At 69.4% G+C, this 21,251-nt stretch carries 16 protein-coding genes; 9 read left to right on the plus strand and 7 right to left on the minus strand.

All coding sequences use genetic code 11. The annotated features are described in order from the left end of the window. Window positions 1-108 precede the first annotated feature (108 nt). Window positions 109-1,650: an IMP dehydrogenase gene (gene guaB, locus FV560_RS05340; RefSeq protein ID WP_159620290.1), complete on the minus strand. Its 1,542-nt coding sequence runs from the start codon at window positions 1,648-1,650 to the stop codon at window positions 109-111. Between the two features lie 52 nt (window positions 1,651-1,702). Next, the gene (locus FV560_RS05345) at window positions 1,703-2,632 is read right to left on the minus strand and encodes a MerR family transcriptional regulator (RefSeq protein ID WP_235019939.1); all 930 of its coding nucleotides are present in this window, start codon (window positions 2,630-2,632) and stop codon (window positions 1,703-1,705) included. A gap of 252 nt (window positions 2,633-2,884) precedes the next feature. On the opposite strand from FV560_RS05345, the gene FV560_RS05350 reads away from it, so the two are divergent. Further along, on the plus strand, window positions 2,885-3,175 hold the full coding sequence (locus FV560_RS05350; protein ID WP_159620134.1) for a WhiB family transcriptional regulator: 291 nt from the start codon (window positions 2,885-2,887) through the stop codon (window positions 3,173-3,175). A 235-nt stretch (window positions 3,176-3,410) separates the two neighbouring features. Here FV560_RS05350 and groES read toward each other — a convergent pair whose 3' ends face one another. Beyond that, window positions 3,411-3,707, minus strand: a complete 297-nt coding sequence (gene groES, locus FV560_RS05355; RefSeq protein ID WP_159620136.1) for a co-chaperone GroES — start codon at window positions 3,705-3,707, stop codon at window positions 3,411-3,413. Window positions 3,708-3,884: 177 nt separating this feature from the next. Beyond that, window positions 3,885-4,712, minus strand: coding sequence for a TetR/AcrR family transcriptional regulator (locus FV560_RS05360; protein WP_200837538.1), 828 nt, complete (start codon window positions 4,710-4,712; stop codon window positions 3,885-3,887). A gap of 135 nt (window positions 4,713-4,847) precedes the next feature. On the opposite strand from FV560_RS05360, the gene FV560_RS05365 reads away from it, so the two are divergent. Further along, window positions 4,848-7,916, plus strand: a complete 3,069-nt coding sequence (locus FV560_RS05365; protein WP_159620138.1) for a glycoside hydrolase family 2 TIM barrel-domain containing protein — start codon at window positions 4,848-4,850, stop codon at window positions 7,914-7,916. A gap of 264 nt (window positions 7,917-8,180) precedes the next feature. Here FV560_RS05365 and FV560_RS05370 read toward each other — a convergent pair whose 3' ends face one another. Beyond that, window positions 8,181-9,152, minus strand: a complete 972-nt coding sequence (locus tag FV560_RS05370; protein ID WP_159620140.1) for an acetylxylan esterase — start codon at window positions 9,150-9,152, stop codon at window positions 8,181-8,183. Between the two features lie 284 nt (window positions 9,153-9,436). Here FV560_RS05370 and FV560_RS05375 point away from each other — a divergent pair, with 284 nt between their 5' ends. From FV560_RS05375 to FV560_RS05395, 5 genes are read left to right on the plus strand one after another with little or no spacing between them, the layout of a single operon-like run. Next, window positions 9,437-10,699, plus strand: a complete 1,263-nt coding sequence (locus FV560_RS05375) for an ABC transporter substrate-binding protein (RefSeq protein WP_159620142.1) — start codon at window positions 9,437-9,439, stop codon at window positions 10,697-10,699. After that, entirely contained in the window at window positions 10,696-11,634 is a 939-nt protein-coding gene (locus FV560_RS05380; RefSeq protein ID WP_159620144.1) for a carbohydrate ABC transporter permease, read from the plus strand. Before FV560_RS05375 ends, FV560_RS05380 begins: the two co-directional genes overlap by 4 nt. Further along, the gene (locus FV560_RS05385) at window positions 11,624-12,547 is read left to right on the plus strand and encodes a carbohydrate ABC transporter permease (protein ID WP_235019940.1); all 924 of its coding nucleotides are present in this window, start codon (window positions 11,624-11,626) and stop codon (window positions 12,545-12,547) included. Before FV560_RS05380 ends, FV560_RS05385 begins: the two co-directional genes overlap by 11 nt. A 5-nt stretch (window positions 12,548-12,552) precedes the next feature. Then, a complete protein-coding gene (locus FV560_RS05390) occupies window positions 12,553-14,868 on the plus strand; it encodes a glycosyl hydrolase family 95 catalytic domain-containing protein (RefSeq protein WP_159620146.1) in 2,316 nt (771 codons plus the stop codon). Window positions 14,869-14,877: 9 nt separating this feature from the next. Then, window positions 14,878-16,020: an ROK family transcriptional regulator gene (locus FV560_RS05395; RefSeq protein ID WP_159620148.1), complete on the plus strand. Its 1,143-nt coding sequence runs from the start codon at window positions 14,878-14,880 to the stop codon at window positions 16,018-16,020. A 23-nt stretch (window positions 16,021-16,043) separates the two neighbouring features. On the opposite strand, the gene FV560_RS05400 is transcribed toward FV560_RS05395, so the two are convergent. Both FV560_RS05400 and FV560_RS05405 read right to left on the minus strand, forming a co-directional pair. Beyond that, window positions 16,044-17,156 carry a PrsW family intramembrane metalloprotease gene (locus tag FV560_RS05400; protein ID WP_159620150.1) on the minus strand — a complete coding sequence of 371 codons (1,113 nt, stop codon included), beginning with the start codon at window positions 17,154-17,156 and terminating at the stop codon, window positions 16,044-16,046. 122 nt (window positions 17,157-17,278) lie between these two features. Next, a complete protein-coding gene (locus FV560_RS05405) occupies window positions 17,279-18,658 on the minus strand; it encodes a PrsW family intramembrane metalloprotease (protein ID WP_159620152.1) in 1,380 nt (459 codons plus the stop codon). 189 nt (window positions 18,659-18,847) lie between these two features. Between FV560_RS05405 and FV560_RS05410 the strand changes: the two genes are divergently transcribed. Further along, the gene (locus FV560_RS05410) at window positions 18,848-20,053 is read left to right on the plus strand and encodes a THUMP-like domain-containing protein (RefSeq protein ID WP_159620155.1); all 1,206 of its coding nucleotides are present in this window, start codon (window positions 18,848-18,850) and stop codon (window positions 20,051-20,053) included. Window positions 20,054-20,091: 38 nt separating this feature from the next. After that, complete coding sequence (locus tag FV560_RS05415) at window positions 20,092-21,243, plus strand: glutamate--cysteine ligase (RefSeq protein WP_159620157.1); 1,152 nt, start codon at window positions 20,092-20,094, stop codon at window positions 21,241-21,243. Window positions 21,244-21,251 lie beyond the last annotated feature (8 nt).

Raw genomic sequence — 21,251 nt, forward strand, 5'->3', positions numbered from 1 at the left:
CTCGTCGCCGGACCGAGGTTCCAGGCACCGACACATGGGGGACGTCGGTCCGCGCCGGGACGGTCACTCCCCACCAGGAACCTGTGTCCGCGCGGAGGGCCCTGCGGCTCAGCGGCCGCCGTAGTTCGGCGCCTCGGCCACCATCTGCACATCGTGCGGGTGCGACTCCTTCAGCCCGGCCGAGGTGATCCGCACGAACTTCCCGCGCGCCTGCAGCTCGGGCACGGTCCGGGCACCGACGTAGAACATCGACTGGCCGAGCCCGCCGGTGAGCTGGTGCGCCACCTGTGCGAGGGGGCCACGGTAGGGCACCTGCCCCTCGATTCCCTCGGTGATGATGTCGTCATCGGAGACATCGCCCTGGAAGTACCGGTCCTTGGAGTAGGAACGACGGTCCCCGCGCGACTGCATGGCGCCGAGCGAGGCCATACCCCGGTAGCGCTTGTACTGCTTGCCGTTGACGTAGACCAGATCCCCCGGGGACTCGTCGCACCCGGCGAGCAGACCGCCGAGCATCACCGAGCTGGCCCCAGCCACCAGTGCCTTGGCGATATCACCGGAGTACTGGAGTCCCCCGTCACCGATCACGGGAACACCGGCCGGCTTGCACGCGAGCGAGGCCTGGTAGATCGCCGTCACCTGTGGCACACCGACCCCGGCGACCACGCGGGTGGTGCAGATCGACCCCGGTCCGACGCCCACCTTGACGGCGTCCACGCCGGCATCCACGAGCGCCTGAGCACCCTCACGGGTGGCGACGTTCCCGCCGATCACCTGCACGTGCGACGTCGCCGGATCGCTCTTCAGGCGGCGCACCATGTCCAGCATGAGCCGGGCGTGACCGTTCGCGGTGTCCACCACGAGCACGTCCACCCCGGCCTCGACGAGTGCGGTCGCCCGCTCCCAGGCGTCGCCGAAGAACCCGACGGCGGCCCCCACCCGCAACCGCCCTTCGGCATCCTTCGTCGCGAGCGGGTACTGCTCGGACTTGACGAAGTCCTTGACGGTGATCAGGCCCTGCAGCCGGCCGGCGTCATCCACCAGCGGGAGCTTCTCGATCTTGTGCTTGCCCAGCAGGGCGGCCGCGTCATCGGTCGAGATGCCCACATGGCCGGTCACCAACGGCATCGGCGTCATGATCTCGCGCACGAGGGTCGTCTCGAAGGCATCGAGAGCGACGAACCGGATGTCCCGGTTGGTGATGATGCCCAGCAACACGCCGGCCCCGTCCACCACCGGCATCCCGGAGACCCGGTACTTGGCGCACAGCCGGTCCATCTCTGCCAGCGTCGCGTCGGGGCCGATCGTCAACGGATTGGTCACCATGCCGGACTCGGACCGCTTGACGAGGTCGACCTGCCCGGCCTGGTCGGCGATCGGGAGGTTGCGGTGCAGGATGCCGATCCCGCCCTGGCGGGCCATGGCGATCGCCATCCGCGCCTCGGTGACGGTGTCCATCGCGGCCGAGACCAACGGGACAGCGATCTCGATGTCGCGGGTCAGGTGGGTTGCGGTATCGGCCTCGCTGGGGATGACGTCGGTCTCCCCCGGAAGTAGGAGGACGTCGTCGTAGGTGAGCCCGACGAAACCGAAGGGGTCGGAGGCGACGGGGGCGGACGGCGCGGCGGACGAGGAGGGCGTGGCGGGCATGGCGGGCGGCTCAGTCACGTGGCGATCATAACCGCGAGGTCACCTCCATCGATCAGCCGAGTGCTCCCGCTGGGTGGACCGCGACCGGTTCGGCGAGCAGGCTCGCGATCTCGTGCACCGCACCAGCAAGGGTCCTGGCGCGGGGCAGGTCCGCATACTCCGATGCGACCCCCGTGAGTGAGATCACGAATGCAATGCGGTCCGAGGCTCGCATCGCATCGACCACGGCCGCGCCGTCGTGCGGCTGACCGAGCAGGACGGCGATCTGGATATGGGGCGCTGCGGCCACCGCGGCGGAGTCGGCCGCACGCTTGCGCCTGGCCGGGCGCAGCACCCGGGCCCCGATCCGATGACCGGCCAGCTCCGCGGCAAGCACGTGCGCATCGAGGTGGTGGTCAAGATCAGCGTGAATCATCACCGGCGCCTCGGCACCGGGGTCGGGAGCGATAGAACGCAGCGCCGCCAGGAGTGCAGCACCGAGCGCCGAGACCGGATCCCGGCCGGGCTGATCACCGTGGTCGCGGGCCTCCAGCAGGTCGAGCGCCGGGCGCACCAGGTTCTGCCAGGTGCTCAGCCCGTCGCTCTGACGAACGGCACGGTGAACCATCCGGTGCAACCGGCGCTCGTCCGCCTCGACCGCAGCGGCTGCCATCGAGAGCGGGTCGAGGATGTCGTCAGGGTGATCGGGCGCTTGGTCGGTGACAGCCTCGTCGGCGGCGTCCAGCCCGCGCGCAACCCGTGCCGCATCGGCAGGGGCGACGCCTTCGCGGGTCAGGCGGCGCATCGTCTCCAGCCGCGTGACGTCGTCGGAGTTGTAGCGTCTGTGCCGCCCCGCGGTGCGCGTGGAGGGGCCGAGGCCGTACCGGCGATCCCAGGTACGCAACGTCGAGGCCGCCACACCCAGACGCCCTGCGACGGCAGCGACGGTCAGGCGCACGCGGGCGCGCTCGCCCTCGTCAGGGTCGGACCGTGCTGCGGGCACGCCCGTCTCCTCTCGTCCCACTCGTCGCCACCGCCATCGAGCGTACGGCGCGGCCCGGTATCGAACAACTTGAGACCGTCGGGCGCACCGATCTCGCATCGATCTTGAACAAGTCTCTTGAACAACTTCTGCATCACTTGTAGGTTGGCGGTATGTCGCATCGAGGCTCGAGGGGATGGGCCTCAGCGGCAGGAAGGTCCGGTGCCGCATCGTCCGATACGGCACCTCAGGACGAAACGGAAGGGTGAGACCATGGCGGAACTCTCAAGGCTTCCGGGGCCGATCATGGACGTGTGGGAGTGGCAGTACCAGGGTGCCTGCCGCGAGACAGGGGACGAGCAGTTCTTCCATCCCGACGGTGAGCGCGGTGCATCCCGGCGACGACGCGATGCGAACGCCAAAGCCGTCTGCGCTCGATGCCCGGTCATCGAGCAGTGCCGGGAGCACGCACTCCGCGTACGGGAGCCCTACGGCGTCTGGGGCGGACTGTCGGAGGACGAACGCGCCGCGATCCTCGCCCGGCAGACTCCGGCGGCCAGCTGAACCGCTCCGGCCATCCCAGTCCCCCCGCATCCTGTCCGCATCACATTCGAATCCCGCCCTGGCGTTCGAATCCCGTTGCGGGTACCCCTCGCGGGATTCCCGCGCGGAAGCGGGATTTGTCCGAGTACCCGAGCGGACGTCTGCACCCTCGGAATGTGACAGGCGCACTCCACGACGAAGGCCCCGGTCCATATGAGGACCGGGGCCTTCGCTGTGTCGTCAGGCGATCAGTTGATCACTTCGACACGACGGCGAGCACGTCGCGCGCCGAGAGGATCAGGTACTCCTCGCCGGCGTACTTGACCTCGGTGCCTCCGTACTTGCTGTAGATGACAACGTCACCGACGGCCACGTCGAGCGGGACGCGGTTGCCGTTGTCGTCGACGCGACCCGGGCCGATGGCCAGGACCTCGCCCTCCTGCGGCTTCTCCTTGGCGGTGTCCGGGATAACCAGCCCGGACGCAGTGGTCTGCTCGGCCTCGAGCGTCTTAACGACGATCCGGTCCTCGAGCGGCTTGATGGAGACCGACACTGCGGACCTCCCCTTCGCATGAGTGGTGAACAATGACAAGGGTCTCCCCCGGCCTCGGTGCCGTCCGCCGTCGCGGGGGTCGGGCATGCACCACAGCACGTGGGTGACGCCTCCTCCCGAGGGAAGAGGCCTCAAGGAACAATCTAGGCACCGATTAGCACTCGGTCAAGGCGAGTGCTAAACGAGTCTCCGCGGACGACCTTCCCCGTCGCCGATATCGGGACGATGACCCGCCCACCACTGGCGCAGATCCGCCGGAGGAGTCAGCACGTGCGGGTCGGTCAACACCAGGCGGAAGTAGTCGCGGAGTACGTCCGCGGCATCGATCGTGTCCGGTTCGTAGAGCGCCTGCAGCTGCACACCGTCCCACAGCGCCACCAGTGTCACGGCCGCGACCTGCGGGTCGACCCCGGGGCGCAATAGTCCCGCTGCCGCGAGCGCCCCGAGCTCATCGGCATACTGGCGGCGCAGCACCGCGAACCGCCCGCCGAAGTAGTCCCGCGCGGGATGCTCGGCCGTGGCCGACTCCGCCATGAGCACCCCGTACAGGCGCACCAGATGCGGGACGTCCTCGTTGGCGATCGCCTGCCCGACCACCCGGTCCGGGAAGGAGTGGCCGGGACCGCCGGCGAAGCGCACCGAATCACGATGAGTCATGGTCGCCCACAGCAGCTCGGTCTTGGAGGCGTAGAAGTGCAGCAGGCTGGACGGGCTCAAACCCGCCTCGGCGGCAATCTGACGGATAGTCGCCCCGCGATAGCCGCGCTCAGAGAACACGGCGACCGCAGCGTCGACGATGCGCCGGCGCCGCTCGGCGGATTTCCGGTATTCACCGCGGGGTCCCCGGCCACCGGGATGCGCCGTCTCCCCCGGCGCGCCTGAGCCGGCCGGCCCAGTCGGCCCAGCCGGCCCAGTCAGCCCGGTCGCCCCTGCCGGCGTGGTGGACTCGGCTGGCACCGCCGGCTCGCAGGCCCCGGGGGCCTCGCGCGGATCGCTGCTGCTCATGGCCGGCCAGCGTACCGGAGCCAATCTCGAACACGTGATCGGGTTTGTGTTACGGTGCGGATTCCGGACGTCGACGCCCGGACCGGGCCGCGGGTCCCAGACGCCCGCGGCTTCACCCGACACTCGGAGAAGCACGTGACGACCTTCCCCCTGCACACGTCCTACGACCCGGTCGCCGGCGCCCTGGCCCCGGCCCGATCCTGGCTGACCAGCGACGCACCGCGGATCGACCTCGCCGGAGACTGGCAGTTCCGCCTGTCCCCGGCCGTCCCCGGAACGCCCGGCGGCCACGGGGTGCTGAGCGAAGAGTCCCCGACGGCGTTCGCCGGGCCTGACTACGACGCCACCGGCTGGGACACCCTCGCCGTGCCCTCCCACTGGGTGCTCGCCGAGGGCTTCCGCCACGGCAAGCCCATCTACACCAATGTCCAGTACCCCTTCCCCGTCGATCCGCCATTCGTCCCGGACGAGAACCCCACCGGTGACTACCGCCGCAGCGTCGACGTACCCGCCGCGTGGCTCGAGTCCGGCCAGGTGCTGCTGCGCTTCGACGGCGTCGAGTCGCACGCGCGCGTCTGGGTCAACGGCATCGAGGTCGCCACGTTCACCGGCAGCAGGCTCGCACACGAGGTGGACGTCACCGAGCAGCTGGCCGCGGGCGTCAACACCCTCGCCGTGCGGGTCGTGCAGTGGTCGGCCGCCAGCTACCTGGAGGACCAGGACCAGTGGTGGCTGCCGGGCATCTTCCGGGACGTGACGCTCCTGCACCGCCCCGAGGGCGGGATCGAGGACGTGTGGCTGACCGCCGACTACGACCCGGCCACGGGAGTGGGCACGATCCTGCCGGAGGTGAGGGCCGCCGTCGGGGCGTTCCCGGTGCGCCTGCGCCTGCCGGAGCTGGACGTGGACGTGACATGGGACTCCCCGCAGGACGTGGCGCCGGTGGAGGTCGGGCAGGTGTCCGCGTGGTCCCCGGAGGAGCCCACGCTGTACGAGGCGACCGTGTCCAGCACTGCCGAGACGATCACCCTGCGCACCGGGTTCCGGCGCGTGCAGATCGACGGCGACCGCTTCCTGATCAACGGCCGGCAGGTGACGTTCTCGGGGATGAACCGCCACGAGGTCCATCCTGACCGCGGGCGCGTCTTCGACGAGGAGTTCGCGCGCGAGGACCTCGCGCTGATGAAGCGGCACAACGTCAACGCCATCCGCACCAGCCACTACCCGCCGCACCCGCGGCTGCTGGACCTGGCCGATGAGCTGGGCTTCTGGGTGATCCTCGAGTGCGATCTGGAGACGCACGGGTTCGAGGCCGGCGGCTGGGTGGACAATCCCAGCGACGATCTGCGCTGGCGCGAGGCCTACCTCGACCGGATGCAGCGCACCCTCGAGCGGGACAAGAACCACCCCTCGATCATCATGTGGTCCCTGGGGAACGAGTCCGGCACGGGAACCAACCTCGCCGCCATGGCGCAGTGGACCCATGGCCGCGACGCCACCCGCCCGGTGCACTACGAGGGCGACTACGCCGGGGAGTACACCGACGTTTACTCCCGCATGTACGCCTCGGTCCCCGAGACAGAGTCGATCGCCCGGGATGACGACACGAGCGTGCTCGGGCGTGACATCACCGCCGGCGACAGCGCCCGCCAGCGCTCTAAGCCATTCCTTCAGTGCGAGTACGCCCACGCGATGGGCAACGGTCCGGGGGCCCTCGATGCCTACCGCGAGCTCGTCGACCACTACCCGCGCCTGCACGGCGGCTTCATCTGGGAATGGCGCGACCACGGGCTGCGCACGAGGACTGCCAACGGGACCGAGTACTTCGGCTACGGCGGCGACTTCGGCGAGGTCGTGCACGACGGCAACTTCGTGATGGACGGGATGGTGCTCTCCGACTCCACTCCCTCCCCCGGGTTACTGGAGTTCGCGGCCGTCGAGCAGCCGGTGCTCATCACTCCCACCGGCGATGGATCCGCCGTCGTGCGCAACCGGCGGTTCATCGCCGACACCTCCGATCTGCAGGTGAGTTGGAGTATCGAGCACGACGGGCGTGTGGTGACCGAGGGCGAGACGGCGCTGGTGGATGAGTCCGGCGCCCCGATCCCCGCCGGCGGCACCGGCAGCCTGCACCTGTTCTCCGAGCTCCCGACGGCGCAGCCCGGCGCCGAGGTGACCGTCACCGTGGCCGTGGTGCTCGCCGAGCAGACCACGTGGGCTCCGGCCGGACACGTGGTCGCCCGGGCGCAGTGGCAGGTGGGCACACCCGGCACCTTCGGCGGTGCGAACCTGCCGGCGACCGGCCGCGCTCGCTCCGCCGTCGTGAGCCTGGGCGACTCCCCCGCGGTGCTGGACGGTCCGACGCTGACCACGCTGGCCGGGGCCGCCGTGCGCGGTCCGCATGTGGAGCTGTGGCGCGCCCCCACCGACAACGACCACGGCACCAACTCCACCAACTACGACTACGCCGACCCGGCTGATCGCACCGGTGGCGTGATGACGCCGTCCCTGGCCGACCTGTGGACGCAGGCGGGCCTGGACCGGCTGGTGCGGCGGGTGGTGTCCGTGACCGCGGACCCGACCTCCCGCACCGTCATCCGGCGGGTGTCGGCCGCGCAGAGCCGGGCCGCGGTCGACGTCACCGAGCGCTGGTCGGCACAGCGGGACGCGGAGGGAACGGTCGAGGCAGTGCTCGAGGTGACGATGACGCCGAACACCGGCTGGCACGACGTCTGGCCGCGGCTGGGCCTGCACCTAGAGCTGCCCACCGATGTAGACGGCGCAGCATGGTTCGGGACCGGACCGCACGACTCCTACCCGGACACGGCCACCTCGGTGCGGCTGGGCCGGTTCAGCGCCGGCATCGAGGAGTTGACGGTGCCGTACGCGCGCCCGCAGGAGTCCGGGCACCGCTCCGGGCTGCGGGAGCTGGTGCTGCGCCGCGGCGGGCAAGACTGGCTGCAGGTGAGCGCCGATGCCGACCCGCAGGGCCGCCGTCCAGGATTCACCCTGAGCAGGCACAGTGCGCACGAACTGGCTACGGCCGCACACCCGCACGAGCTGCCGAACCCGACGGCGCATCACCTGTACATCGATGCCGCCCAGCACGGCCTGGGCTCACGTGCGTGCGGTCCGGACGTGTGGCCGACGGCGATGCTGCGCCCGCAGGCGCGGACGTTGCGGCTGCGCTTCCGAGCTCTGTGACATCGGCCCTCACCCCCGGCGAGCACCCTCACCGGGGGTGAACCTGACGTCGGTTACAGCCTGATCTTCGACGTCACCCTCACCGGGGGTGAACCTGACGTCGGTTATGGCCTGATCTTCGACGTCACCCTCACCGGGGGTGAGCTTGGCGTCGGTAGTCGGGTGCCGGGGATGGAGTCTGGGCGCCCCTCCCCCAGAAATCCCTCGTCGATCTGGTCGCCGTCAGCGACCAGATCGACGAGGGATTTCGTGTTCGGAGGCTCCTCAGATGCGCTCGCGCAACCACTCCACCTGGCGATGCCACTGCCAGAACGCGCCGCCTTCATGACCGTTGAAGCCGTAGACCTCGATCTCCTTGTCCGCCGCGGGCACCGCGTTGAACGCCGCGAAGACCGTCGAGGGCAGGACCACCTCGTCCATGAGCGCCACTGAGAACAGCACGGGCACCTGGATCCGGCGGGCGAGGATCGCACCGTCGAGGTAGGACAGGGTGGTCAGCACCGCCTCCTCCTCGTCCCGGTGGACCGAGAGATACCGGGTGATCTCCGTGAACGGCGGCTGCGGGGTCTGCGTGATCGCCCGCGGGAAGTCGCACAGGAAGGGCACATCGGGCATCACCGCTCGCACCTGATCCGAGAGCGCTCCGGCGGCGATCGCGATCCCGCCACCCTGGCTGCCGCCCGTCACGGCGATCCGCTCCCGGTCCACGAACGGCATCTCGGCCACGTGGTCGACGAGCCGGACGGCGTCGGTGTAAACGCGGCGGTAGTAGTGCTCGGCTGCCGAGGTGATGCCACGAGTCATGTAGCCGGGCGTCGCCGGGCCGGAGCCGTGTGGGTCGGGGGTGTCGCCACCGGTTCCCCAGCCGCTGCCCTGACCGCGCGTATCCATCAGCACGTGGACATACCCGGCCGCCGCCCAGGCGAGCTTCTCCCCAGCCAGGCCGCGCCCACCGCCGTAGCCGACGTACTCGATGACGGCGGGGCGCGGACTGTCGCCCTTGGGCCGGGTGATCCACGCGCGGACGGGGTCGCCGGCGAACCCGGGGAAGGTGAGGTCCTCGACGATGAGCTCTCGTATCGGGCCGCTCACCTGCTCCCGCCGCGCGGGCGAGCCAGCGGCACGCGCCTCGGCCAGCGTCCGAGACCAGAACTCGTCGAGATCCGGCGGTTCGGGCAGATCCGGTGCGTACCGGCGCAGATCGTCCAGGGGCATATCGGTGCGACTGAGAGCCATGGCTTCATCCTTCCATCGCCGCGAGGGCGTCCGTGCCGCGCAGGGGACGACGCGAACCACCCACCCAAACTATTCATCGGATGTCTGCGCTCGAATCGCCTTGACTTTTTGTTCCTGCATGACACAAAATGACGGCGCCGAGCGTAGCACTGCTCATCGCAGTCGCCTCGGTGCCCCGGGTGCCGACAAGGAGGCCGCCGGGAGACCGACAGAGCTGTCCGGAAGGGAACCCCATGAGTGCACATCACCGTCCAGCACGGCGAGGAATACGAACCGCGGCAACGATGCTCGCAGGCGCCGTCGCCGTCGCCGGGATCGCCGCCTGTTCACCCGAAGAAGGGGCTGGCCCCAGCGACGAACCGGTCGAGATCGAATTCTGGGGCTGGGTTCCCGGGCTCGAGGATCTCGTGGCCCAGTGGAACGAGGAGAACCCGGACGTCCAGGTCGCCTTTCATCGGATGACTGGTGACGACGGACAGAAGGTCGAAGCTGCCGTCGACGCAGGCGCCGGACCTGACCTGGTCCAGCTGAGCACGCACAACCTGCCTGACTACGTCATTGCCGAGCGGGTGCAAGACATCACCGACTACGTCGCCGACGACGAAAGCAACTACACGCCCGCCTCCTGGGCGTCGGTCAGCTTCGACGGGCGCGTCTTCGGCGTCCCACAGGGCATCGGCCCCGCCGCGACCATGTACCGCCACGACATCTTCGCCGAGCACGGCATCGAGTTCCCCACCACCTGGACGGAGTACCTGGATGCCGCCCGCGCACTCCAGGAAGCAGACGAGGATCTCTACATCGCCAACCTCTCCCCGAGCGAGATGGGCCAGTGGCTCCAGGAGATCCAGCAGGCCGAGAGCAGCTGGTACGGCATCGCCGACGACGCCTGGACCGTCGGGGTCGACGACGAGGGCAGCCAACTGGTCGCCGAGCGGTGGCAGACCCTGCTCGACGAGGGCCTGGTGACCACCGAACCCATGTGGACACCCGAGTACTGGTCCCTGGTCAACGACGGCACGATCGCCTCGATCACCTACGCCGCCTGGTTCCCGAGCATCCTGGCCGAGAACGCCTCCGGGTTGGCTGGGCAGTGGTCGATCGCCCCGATGCCCACGAACGACGGTTCCACGAACGGCGGCGACTCCGGTGGGGCGGCCGTCGTGGTCCTCGCGAACGCCGAGCAACCCGCCGCGGCCGCCGAGTTCGCCAGCTGGCTGAACGGCTCGGACGACACCCAGGAGGCTCTGATCACCGTCGGTGGCCTGTTCCCGTCCACTCAGAACGGCCTGGCCTCCCCGGCGCTGCTGCAGGAGAACGAGTTCTACGGCGGGCAGGTCATCAACGAGGTCTTCATCGAAGCCGCCGAGAACACGCCCGCCACCTGGGTCGAGGGCCCGAACTACGGCTTCATCCAGACCACGATCCTCGATGAGTTCGCCCGGGTGGTCAACGGTGATCAGACCTTCGCCGAGGCGCTCGACGTCACTCAGGAAGCCGCCATCGCAGACCTGGAGAACCGCGGACTCGAGGTCGCCGCTCCATGAGCACCAGCACCGCCACGGGCTCACGGCGCCGTCGTCACGGCGCCGTGAGCCCCTGGGCTCCCTACCTGTTCGTGGCACCGTTCGTGGTGCTCTTCCTGCTGTTCCTGGTCGCCCCCATCGCCGTCGCGTTCGTCAACAGCCTCTTCTCCCGGCAATCCAGCGGGCTCGGCTTCGGCGGCTCCAGCATCGAGTTCGTCGGGCTCGCGAACTTCGTGCGCGCCTTCGCCGACCGGGACTTCCTCATCGGCTTCCCGCGGGTGCTTCTGTACGGAGCCGTGCAGGTACCGGTGATGATGGCCATCGCCGCCTTCTTCGCGCTGCTCTTCGACACTGCGCTGGTGAAAGGGCGCCGGTTCTTCCAGTTCACCGTCTTCCTGCCCTACGCGGTGCCCAGCGTGATCGCCGCCCTCCTCTGGGGGTTTCTCTACCAGCCCTCGGTCAGTCCGGTGCTGCAGTTCTTCGAGTCGGTCGGTATCACCCTCAGTCCGCTCGCCTCCACCGTGGTGCTGTGGTCGATCGCCAACGTGGCCCTGTGGTCGCTGGTCGGGATCAACATGATCATCCTGTTCTCGGCGCTGCAGTCGGTGCCACGGGAGATGTACGAGGCGGCACGGATCGACGGTGCTGGAGAGGTGCGCACGGCACTGCAGATCAAGTTGCCGATGATCGCACCCGCGGTGCTGCTGACCACCCTGTCCTCGATCATCGGCACCCTGCAGCTGTTCAACGAACCGCAGGTGCTGCAGACCATCACCTCCAACATCCCCAGCGACTACACCCCGAACATGGCGATCTACGCCACGTCCACCCTCGGCAAGGACCCGCACCTGGCATCGGCGATGGCCGTCATCCTCGGACTGGCCACGCTCGTCGTCTCGTTGCTGGTGCTCGCCGCGAACAAGCGCACCACGAATCGAGCCGGCCATGGCCTCTGACGTTGCCCCTCCCCCCGTCCGCGACTCCGCACCGGCACCCGCCGGGCGCCGCACCACCTTCGTCAGCGGCGAACGCGTCTCCCGCACCTGGATGGTCATCGCCACTGCGGTGATGGCCCTGGCCTCGATCTACTTCCTCGTACCGGTGGTCTGGCTCGTGATCGCGGCGACCAAGTCGACCGGAGACCTCTTCTCCACGCCCGGCTTCGCCTTCGCCGACTTCAACCTGCTGGAGAACCTGCAGGCACTGAGCACCTACCAGGACGGGATCTTCTGGCGGTGGGGTCTGAACTCGATCATCTACTCCGTCCTCGGATCCGCGCTGACCACACTGGTCTGCGCGATCACGGGGTACGCCCTGGCCGTGTACCGCTTCCGCGGGCGCGCCGCGCTGATCTCGGTGGTCCTGGCCAGCCTGCTCGTCCCCGGGACGGTGATCGCCCAGCCTACCTACGTGCTGCTGGTCTCCCTCGGGCTCGACAACACCTACGCGGGTCTGCTGCTGCCGGCGCTCGTCTACCCGTTCGGGGTGCTGCTGTGCTTCATCTTCGCCCAGTCCTCCGTCCCGCTGGAGCTTGTGGAGGCCGCCCGGCTCGACGGCGCAGGTGAGTTGCGCATCTTCGTCGCCATCGGGCTGCGTCTGCTGGCATCCGGCCTGGTGACGGTGCTGCTGTTCGCCTTCCTCGGTAGCTGGAACAGTTACATCCTGCCGCTGCTGGTGCTCACCGATGCGGAACTGATGCCACTGACGGTCGGGCTCACCGGCTGGAATCAGGCCTCGATCACCATTCCCGGACTGCAGATCCTGACGGTCGTGGGTTCACTCGTCTCGATCATCCCGATCGCGATCGTCTTCCTCTCCCTGCAACGGTTCTGGAAGGCCGGGCTGACCGCCGGAAGCGTGCGAGGCTGATGCCCATGACGATGTCCAGGACCACGCTTCGCTACCGCACACCCGCCTCCCGCTGGCTGGAGTGCCTGCCGCTCGGGAACGGCACCCTCGGTGCCATGCTCGACGGCGGAACCTCCGTCACCCGGATCCGCCTGAACGACGAGACCGCATGGTCCGGATCACCAGAGAGCGAGAGCACCGGAGGGCTCCTCGACGCCACGAGCGCCGCCGCCTGCCTCCGGCAGGCGAGGGACGCCGTCGGGGCCGGGGACCCCATGGCCGCCGCCCAGGCGCTCCTGCCCACCCAGGTGCGCTACTCCCAGGCCTTTCTGCCGTTCGCGACGGCGGAGCTCACCCGGGAGGTACCGGTCACCGGATACGAGCGCGAGCTGGACCTGCGCACCGCCCGGCACCGCACGAGCGGGGCAGGCGCCGTCGTCGAGACGACCTTTGTCTCGGCGCCGCACGGGGTGTTGGTGCACCGGATCGAAGGCACCGCGCTGACGGCCGTGGAGCTGCACTCCCCGCACCAGGTGCTGGCGAGCAGCACGTCCGCGGACGGGACCGAGCTGCTGCTGCGGCTGCCGGCCGACGTCGCCCCGCAGCACGAACCCGATGCTCCCGCGGTGACCTGGCCGGCCGCTCCGGGCCAGTCGCTCGAGGGTGCCGTGGTGGCTCGTGTGCGACGAGAGGGTGGGGCCACCCTGGTGGTGCTCGCGACCGAGACCACCTACACCGGCCTCGGGCAGGCTCCGGCGGGGTCGGCGCACGACGCGGCGGCGGTGGCCCGGCAGCGGGTCGACCGCGCCCTCGCCCTCGGCTGGGACGAACTGGCGGCAGCGCACGCACACGACTACGAGCCGCGGTTCGCCCGGTCCCGGATCGAGCTCGGGACACCTGAGCAGCACGCCGCCGTGGCCGACCTGAGCCCCGATGAGCGCGTACGCCGGGCTCAGCATGCTGACACCCCGCTCGCCGCCGACCCGGGCTTGCTGTCGCTGCTGTTCGACCTGGGGCGCTACCTGCTGCTCTCCTCCTCCCGGCCCGGCTCGCTGCCACCGACACTGCAGGGCATCTGGAACGAGGAGATGCAGCCTCCGTGGAGCTCGAACTACACCCTGAACATCAACGCCGAGATGAATATGTGGGCGGCCCACACCACCCGACTGCCGGAGTGCGCCGAACCGCTCCACGACTTCGTCGCGGCGCTCGCCCAGGCGGGCGAGCCGACCGCCGAGCGACTGTACGGCAGCCGCGGCTGGGTGGCCCATCACAATTCCGATGCCTGGCTGCTGACCTCCCCCGTCGGAGGCGGGCACGGGGACGTGCGCTGGTCGGCATGGCCGATGGCCGCACCATGGCTCGCACGGCACGTGCTGGACGCCGTCGAGTTCGGTGCGATCGACAAGGCGGCCCTGCGCCGGATGTGGCCGGCGGTGCGCGGTGCCGTCGCCTTCACGCTCGACCACGTCCGGCAGGAGGACGGCCGCTGGACCAGCGCTCCGGCATCCTCCCCGGAGAACGCCTACTGGACAGCAGACGGTGCGGAGGCAGCGCTCGATGTGACGAGTGCGATGGACCTGAGCCTGGCCTACGAGGCCTGTCGCACCGCCATCCGGGTGGCCGAGCTGCTCGAGGTCGACGATGACGTGGTGGCCGAGGCACGCGAGCGCCTGACCATCTTGCCGGCCGAACCCGAGGTGGCCACCGATGGGACGCTGGTGGAGTGGGCGAGCGAGCATGTCGCCACCGACCCCCACCACCGGCACGTGAGCCATCTGGTCGGTCTCTACCCCGGGCACGGACGCTGGTCGGAGCGGGCACGTGAGGCAGCGGCCCGCACACTGGCGGAACGAGGGGATGAGTCCTCAGGCTGGTCTCTCATGTGGAAGGGCCTGCTCTGGGCGCGGCTGGGCCGAGGAGAACGGGTCGAGTCGCACCTGCAGCCCCTGCTGCGGGACGCGGAAAGCCTCTCGGGCCCGTTCGCCGGCGGGCTGTACCCGAACCTGTTCGCCGCCCACCCCCCGTTCCAGATCGATGCGAACCTGGGGCTCCCGGCACTGCTCGCCGAGGCGGTGCTGCAGAGCCACGACGGTCTGCACCTGCTGCCTGCGCTGCCCCCGTCACTGGGGCAGGGGCGTGCCGAGGGGCTGCTGGCCCGGCCGGGCGTCATCGTCGACCTCACCTGGTCCGACGGTGCACTGGTGAGCGCACGGCTCCGGTCGGGCGCCGGGGCGATCCCGGTGCGGGTGCGCTGGGCGGGCCATCACCTGGACCGGGTCGTGACGACCGAGCCGCTCGAGCTCGTAGCAGCCGACTTCACAAAGGCCGGGCGAGCCTAGGCTGTGGCCGTGCACACCTCGCCGCCATCGTCGTGCTGGCCGGCGGTCCCGGATACCGAACGCCGCGTCCTGCTGGAGCTGCTGGTGCATGGCGCCCTTCCCCGGGTGCGGATCGCCGAACGCCTCAGCCTCTCGCGTACCAGCCTGTCACGAATCGCCCGAGGACTCATCGAGGCCGGCCTGATCGCAGAAGGCGAATCGGTTCCCCTGGGCGGCCGGGGCAGACCAGCCGAGTCCTTGCACCTACGCCACGACGCAGCGCACTTCGCCGGGGTCAAGCTGACCGCCGAGACGATGTACCTGGAGGTGACGGATCTACGTGCCCAGCCTGTCGCCGAGGTCGCAGTCCCACTGCACTCGCGTGAAGTCCGTGACGTGGTGACCCTGATCGCCGACTCGATCCGGCAGACCGAGGTGAGGGACGTCGTCGGCATCGGGATCGCCGTTGCCGGCGACGTCCGCTCGACCACCGAGGGCACGGTGCTCCGGCACTCCAACTTCCTGGGGTGGGATGCTGTGCCGCTCAGCGGGTTGGTGAGCGAGGCGACAGGGATGCCCACGACGGTCGTCAACGACGTGCACGCCCTGGCTGGGGCCCACCACTGGTTCGGCTCCGACGGCAGCCACCGATCGATGGTCGTCTTCGGTGTCGGCGCCGGGATCGGGTCCGGTGTGGTGATTGACGGCATGTTGCACCCCGGGGCGCACGGTCGCGCCGGGCGGGTGGGGCACACGCGCATCGGTGGCGAGGGACGGCGCTGCGAAAACGGTCACCTCGACTGTGTGCACAGCTTCGTGACGATCCCGGCCACCGAGCACAACGCGGGCGTCGGACAGGGCGAGTACACCCTCGCCCTCGAGCGCGCACGAGCCGGCGAACGGACGGCGGTACGCGCCTTCCAGGATGCCGCACGTGCCCTCGGGGCCGTCGTGGCGGATGCTGTCAACGCCTTCGACCCGGAGGCTGTCGCGGTGATGGGCGAGGGGGTGGACATGCTCGACCTGGCTCCCGGGCACGTGCAGCAGGCGATGGCGGAGTTCCTCGAGCAGGGCGATGTCGAGGACGTCCTGGTGCAACGTCCGCCGTTCACGTTCGGCCTGTACGCCCGCGGTGCGGCAGTGGCCGCGATGCGGGAGCTGCTCAGCAGCTGAGTCCGCGACCGGGTGCGTGTCTCTCAGACTCCCAGCGCGGTCGTGAACTGCGCGCGCGTGCGCCAGATTGTCTCCAACAGTGCCATCTCGTCCTGGCGAGCACGGATTCCGGTGTGACCGGTGTACAGATCCTGCCGCGCATAGGCCAGGTTCACTGCTGCCTTCTGGAACGACTTCATCGCAGCCAACGCCTGCGGCCCACCTCGCGTTGCCCACACCCTGGCCTGCCGCCGCCCCTGCATTGACGTCAGCATCGCCACCTCCTGCAGCACCAGATGACCGGAGGGAACATACTCGCTCAACCGCTCGCCGATCAGCCGCCGTTCCTTGTTGCGCAACCAGACCACGATGATCGCCCAGATCACCAACGGCACCCAGTTGAGGAACACGACCGCCGCCGCCAGCCCGCCCAGCCCGCCCGGCCCGCCGGCGAACATCGCAGCACCGTTCCACCCCCCGTGCAGCAGTATCGCGCCGAGGAAGCCGAGCGGCAGCGTCCACAACCACGCCAGTGTGCTCCGGTGGCGAGATGCGAGGCCAAGGGCCACACCGATGCAGGCGGTGCACATGAGGTGCACGAACGGGGAGAGCAACCCCCGTACCACGAACGTCACGGCGAGGTCCTGGCCGGTACTGAAGTAGGTGATGTTCTCCACGAAGGCGAAGGCGGCGGCGATCACCGAGGCGTACACGATCCCGTCCACCGGGCCGTTGAACTGACGGCGCCGCACCAGGAAGATCAGCAGCACTCCCAGGCCCTTGCAGAACTCCTCCACCACCGGAGCACCGAAGATCATGGTCTGCAGCAACGCGTCCAGGCCCGGAGCCACGACCGACCCGATGGCCCGGCCCACCAGCGGATCGAAGAGGACCGCTACCATGACCGCGCCCCCGCCCCACAGGAAGGCCGCGACCAGCAGCAGCCGCGGCTCCGGCTCCCACCGGTCCACCCAGACCACGGGAGCCATCACGATCGCCAGTGGGACCAGGCCCAGCACCAACGACATCGCCACTCCCGGGACGCCGTTGCCGTACGCGTACACCGCGATCAGGGCCAGGACGGCGATCGATCCGGCGATGACCATGACCAACTCGAGCGCCGGGTGGTCGCGGCGGGCCTTTCCCGGTGGTGCCATGAGCTGCCAGGGCGTCCCGGCGTTCACCGGGCCGTGAGCAGGAATACCTCGCGCGGGACCCTGGCCTGGCACCGGTCCCTGCCCGTAAGCCGGGCCCTGGCCTGGCACCGGGCCGGGGCCGGTCACACTCCGAGCGCAGTCTTGAACTGCGCTCGGGTGCGGCCGATCGTTTCCAGCAGTGCCATCTCATCCTGACGGGCGCGGATTCCCGTGTGACCGGTGTACAAGTCCTGCCGGGCATAGGCCAGGTTCACTGCTGCCTTCTGGAAGGACTTCATCGCTGCGGCCGCCTGCGGGCCGCCCTTCGCTGCCCACTGCTTGGCATTGCGCCGCCCTTGCATCGACGTCAGCATCGCCACCTCCTGCGGCACCAGCCATCCGGAGGGCACGTACTCGCTCAACCGCTCAGCCAGCAGTTGAGTCTCCTTCTTGCGCAACCAGACCAGGATGATCGCCCAGATCACCAACGGCACCCAGTTGAGGAAGACCAACATGGCCGCGAGCCCGCCCAGGCCACCGGCGAACGAGGCGGCGCCGTTCCAGGCACCGTGCAGCAGCATGGCGCCCAGGTAGCCGATCGGCATCATCCACAGCCAGGCCAGCTTGCTCTTGTGGCGGGACGCCAGCCCGAGTGCGACGCCGATGCAGGCGGTGTAGATCAGGTGTCCGAACGGGGACAGCAGCCCCCGCAGGACGAACATGAAGGCCATCTGGTCGCCGGCGCTGCTCAGGTACTGGATGTTCTCGACGAAGGCGAAGGCGGCGGCGATCACCGAGGCGTAGACGATCCCATCGACAGGGCCGTTGAAGTGACGACGCCGGATGAGGAAGATCAGCAGCACTCCCAGGCCCTTCCAGAACTCCTCCACGACCGGGGCGCCGAAGACCGCCGGTAACACCTCAGGAGGCATCGACGGCGCCAAGTTGCTGCCGAGGGCTGTGCCGACGGCACCGTTGAGCAGGCTGGACAGCCACACGGCCACACCGCCTCCCCACACGAAAGCTGCGGCGAGGAGCAGCCGCGGTTCCGGCTCCCATCGGTCCACCCAGATCACGGCGAAGCCGACGATGGCCAGCGGGATCAACGCGACGAAGGTCGCGGTAAAGCTGTTCCCGACCCCGAAGGCGAGGGCGGTGACCGCCACGGAGGACAGCACGCCGAGGGTGCCCAGGGCCAGCACCAGGATCTCGAAGACCACCCGGCGGCGGGGGTGCCGACGAGCGGGCGCGGCGACCCACCCGTGCTGCGCTGACGGGGCGTACTGCTCCGATGGCGGTGCCACCGAGACGGGGGCAGGCGCCTGCGCATACTGCAGGTGGCTGCCGTAGGCCGACCGTTGCTGCGGGTGAGCCGGCCCGCCATAGGAGGCTTGATAGGGCTGGTGCGGTGCACCCTGCGGAGCCTGTTGTGCCGGGTAGCCCTGCTGCGGTTGCTGCGGTGCACTCTGTTGCACCGGGTAGCCCTGAGGCGGCGCCTGCTGGTGCTGAGGCGGATTCTGCACTGGGTAACCCTGGGGAGCCTGCTGCACCGGCGATGCCTGGGCCGGCTGCTGACCCTGTCCGTCAGGCTGTCGCGCGGGAGGTTGTTGGTTCGGCGGTTGATAGCTCACAGCCGAACGCTAGTGGGTTCCCCCGTAGTGGGCGAGCACCCGAGTGGGCTGATCTGCCCATCCACGTGGCAGGATCGGGGAGTGGATCGCCGGACTCTCTCTCAGCTGCTCTCCCCGGAGGGGTGGGCATTGCTCGCCCAACTCCCACCCTACGACGAAGAGCAGGCGCTGCGGCTGTCCGAAGGGCTGCGGGCTCGGGGGCTCGATCCCGACCTCGTCGCCGGCGCTCTCACGCAGAGCCGCCTTCGCAGCCGCGCGCGAAGCAAGTTCGGCGAGTTCTCCGGCGAGATGCTCTTCACCGAGAGCGGGCTCGAACAGGCCACGCGATTGGCAGTCGCCGCCAGGCACGCACGCCGCTACGCCGACGCCGGGGTCCAGCACGTCGCCGACCTCGGATGTGGGCTCGGCGGCGACGCGATGGCGATGGCCGCACTCGGATTGCGGGTGCTGGCTGTGGAGCTCGACGAGGAGACCGCCACGCTCGCGACTGTGAACCTGCGCGCTTTCGAGCACGCGCAGGTGCGCCTCGCCGATGCGACCGAGGTGGATCTGGCCGCCGACGGTATCGACGCCGTCTTCGCCGACCCGGCCCGACGCACCCGGTCCGGGGCTCGTGTGTTCGACCCCCGCGCGTACTCCCCCGATCTCGACACTCTGCTCGGGCTACGTCACCAGGTGCCGAATCTCGGGCTCAAGGTCGGCCCCGGAATCCCGTACACGGCCCTCCCGTCCCAGACTCACGCCCAGTGGGTCAGCGTGGACGGCAACGTCGTCGAGGCAGGGCTGTGGTTCGGGGACCTGGCGACCGAGGGGGCAGGAAGGAGCGCACTGCTGCTCTCCGGCGAGAGCGCCCACGTCATGTCCGCACCGGGCGACGCCGACGCCCGGCCCGTGCAGGCCCCCGCGGCCGATCTGGGCGCCTACCTGTACGAGCCCGACGGTGCCGTCATCCGGGCCGGCCTGGTGGCCCAGCTCGCGGAGCGGATCGAGGGACACCTCGTGGACGAGTCCATCGCCTACGTGAGCACCGCGAGCGCGCACGAGACGCCCTTCGCCGTCGGATATCGGGTCCTTGACTCCTTCGACTTCGGACTGAAGCGGCTCCGGGCCTACCTGCGCACGCGGGAGGTCGGGCGAGTCACGATCAAGAAGCGAGGCACCGCCGTCGTGCCTGACCAGCTTCGCCAGCAGCTGGGATTACGGGGGCCGAACGAAGCCACGATCGTGCTCACCCGGCTGCGCGGCAAGCAGAGCGTGATCGTGGTCGAACCGCTGCCGCGGGGCTGAGCGGCACATGCAACGGGCGTGGGTGGAAGGATGACCACGTGACGATCGAGTTCTCGCCCTCGGCGCGTTCCACTCTCGGGATCGAGTGGGAGCTGGCGCTCGTGGACACCGATACCGGCGACCTGCGCCAGGTGGCCCAGACGGTCCTCGATGCCGTCGCGCCTGCGGACGGTTCCCAGCACCCGACGATCCGGCAGGAACTCCTGCTGAACACGGTGGAGATCGTCTCCGGGGTGTGCCGGTCGGTGCCGGAGGCCATGGCTGATCTGGAGCGCTCCACCGCGCTCGTGCGGGAGGTCACGGACCCGCTGCGGGTGGAGCTGATGTGCGCGGGCACCCACCCCTTCGGCCACTGGGGCAACCAGCGCGTGACGGACAAGGAGCGGTACGCCACCCTCATCGACCGCACCCAGTGGTGGGGGCGGCAGATGCTGATCTATGGCGTGCACGTGCACGTGGGCATCGAGGAGCGCGACAAGGTGCTGCCGATCCTGGGCGCGCTGCTGACGTACTACCCGCACCTGCTCTCACTCTCGGCCTCCTCACCGTTCTGGGACGGGCGCGATACCGGCTACGCCTCCAACCGTGCGCTCCTTTTCCAGCAACTCCCGACGGCGGGGCTTCCGTTCACGTCCATCGCCACGTGGGCAGACCTGGAACGGTATGTCGACGACATGCTGCTCACCGGGGTGATCGACGAGTTCGACGAGGTGCGGTGGGACCTACGGCCCTCACCGAAGTTCGGAACGTTGGAGATGCGGATCTGCGACGGGATCTCCAACGCGCTCGAGCTCGCGGCGGTGTCGGCGCTGACGCACTGCCTGGTGGAGAAGTTCTCCCGGATGATCGATGCCGGCGAGGAGCTGCCGCGGATCTCACCGTGGTTCCTGGCCGAGAACAAGTGGCGTTCGGCCCGGTACGGGATGGAGGCGATCATCATCCTGGACGAGGCGGGCAACGAGGAGATTGTGACCGACTCGCTCGAGGCGGTGCTTGCTGATCTTGCGCCGATCGCGGCGGAGCTGGGGTGTGCAGAGGAGCTGGAGGGCGTGCGTGAGATCGTCCGCACCGGCGGGTCCGCGGCACGGCAGCGCACGATCGCGGCGGCGTCGGCACCCGGGGATCTGGCACCGGTGGTGGCGCACCTGGTGGCCGAGTTCCACGCGGGGCGTCCGCTCGATCCCAGGTAGGCGCCACT

Origin of the sequence: Ruania rhizosphaerae (genome assembly GCF_009805705.1) — a bacterium.
GTDB classification, from domain to species: Bacteria; Actinomycetota; Actinomycetes; order Actinomycetales; family Beutenbergiaceae; genus Ruania; species Ruania rhizosphaerae.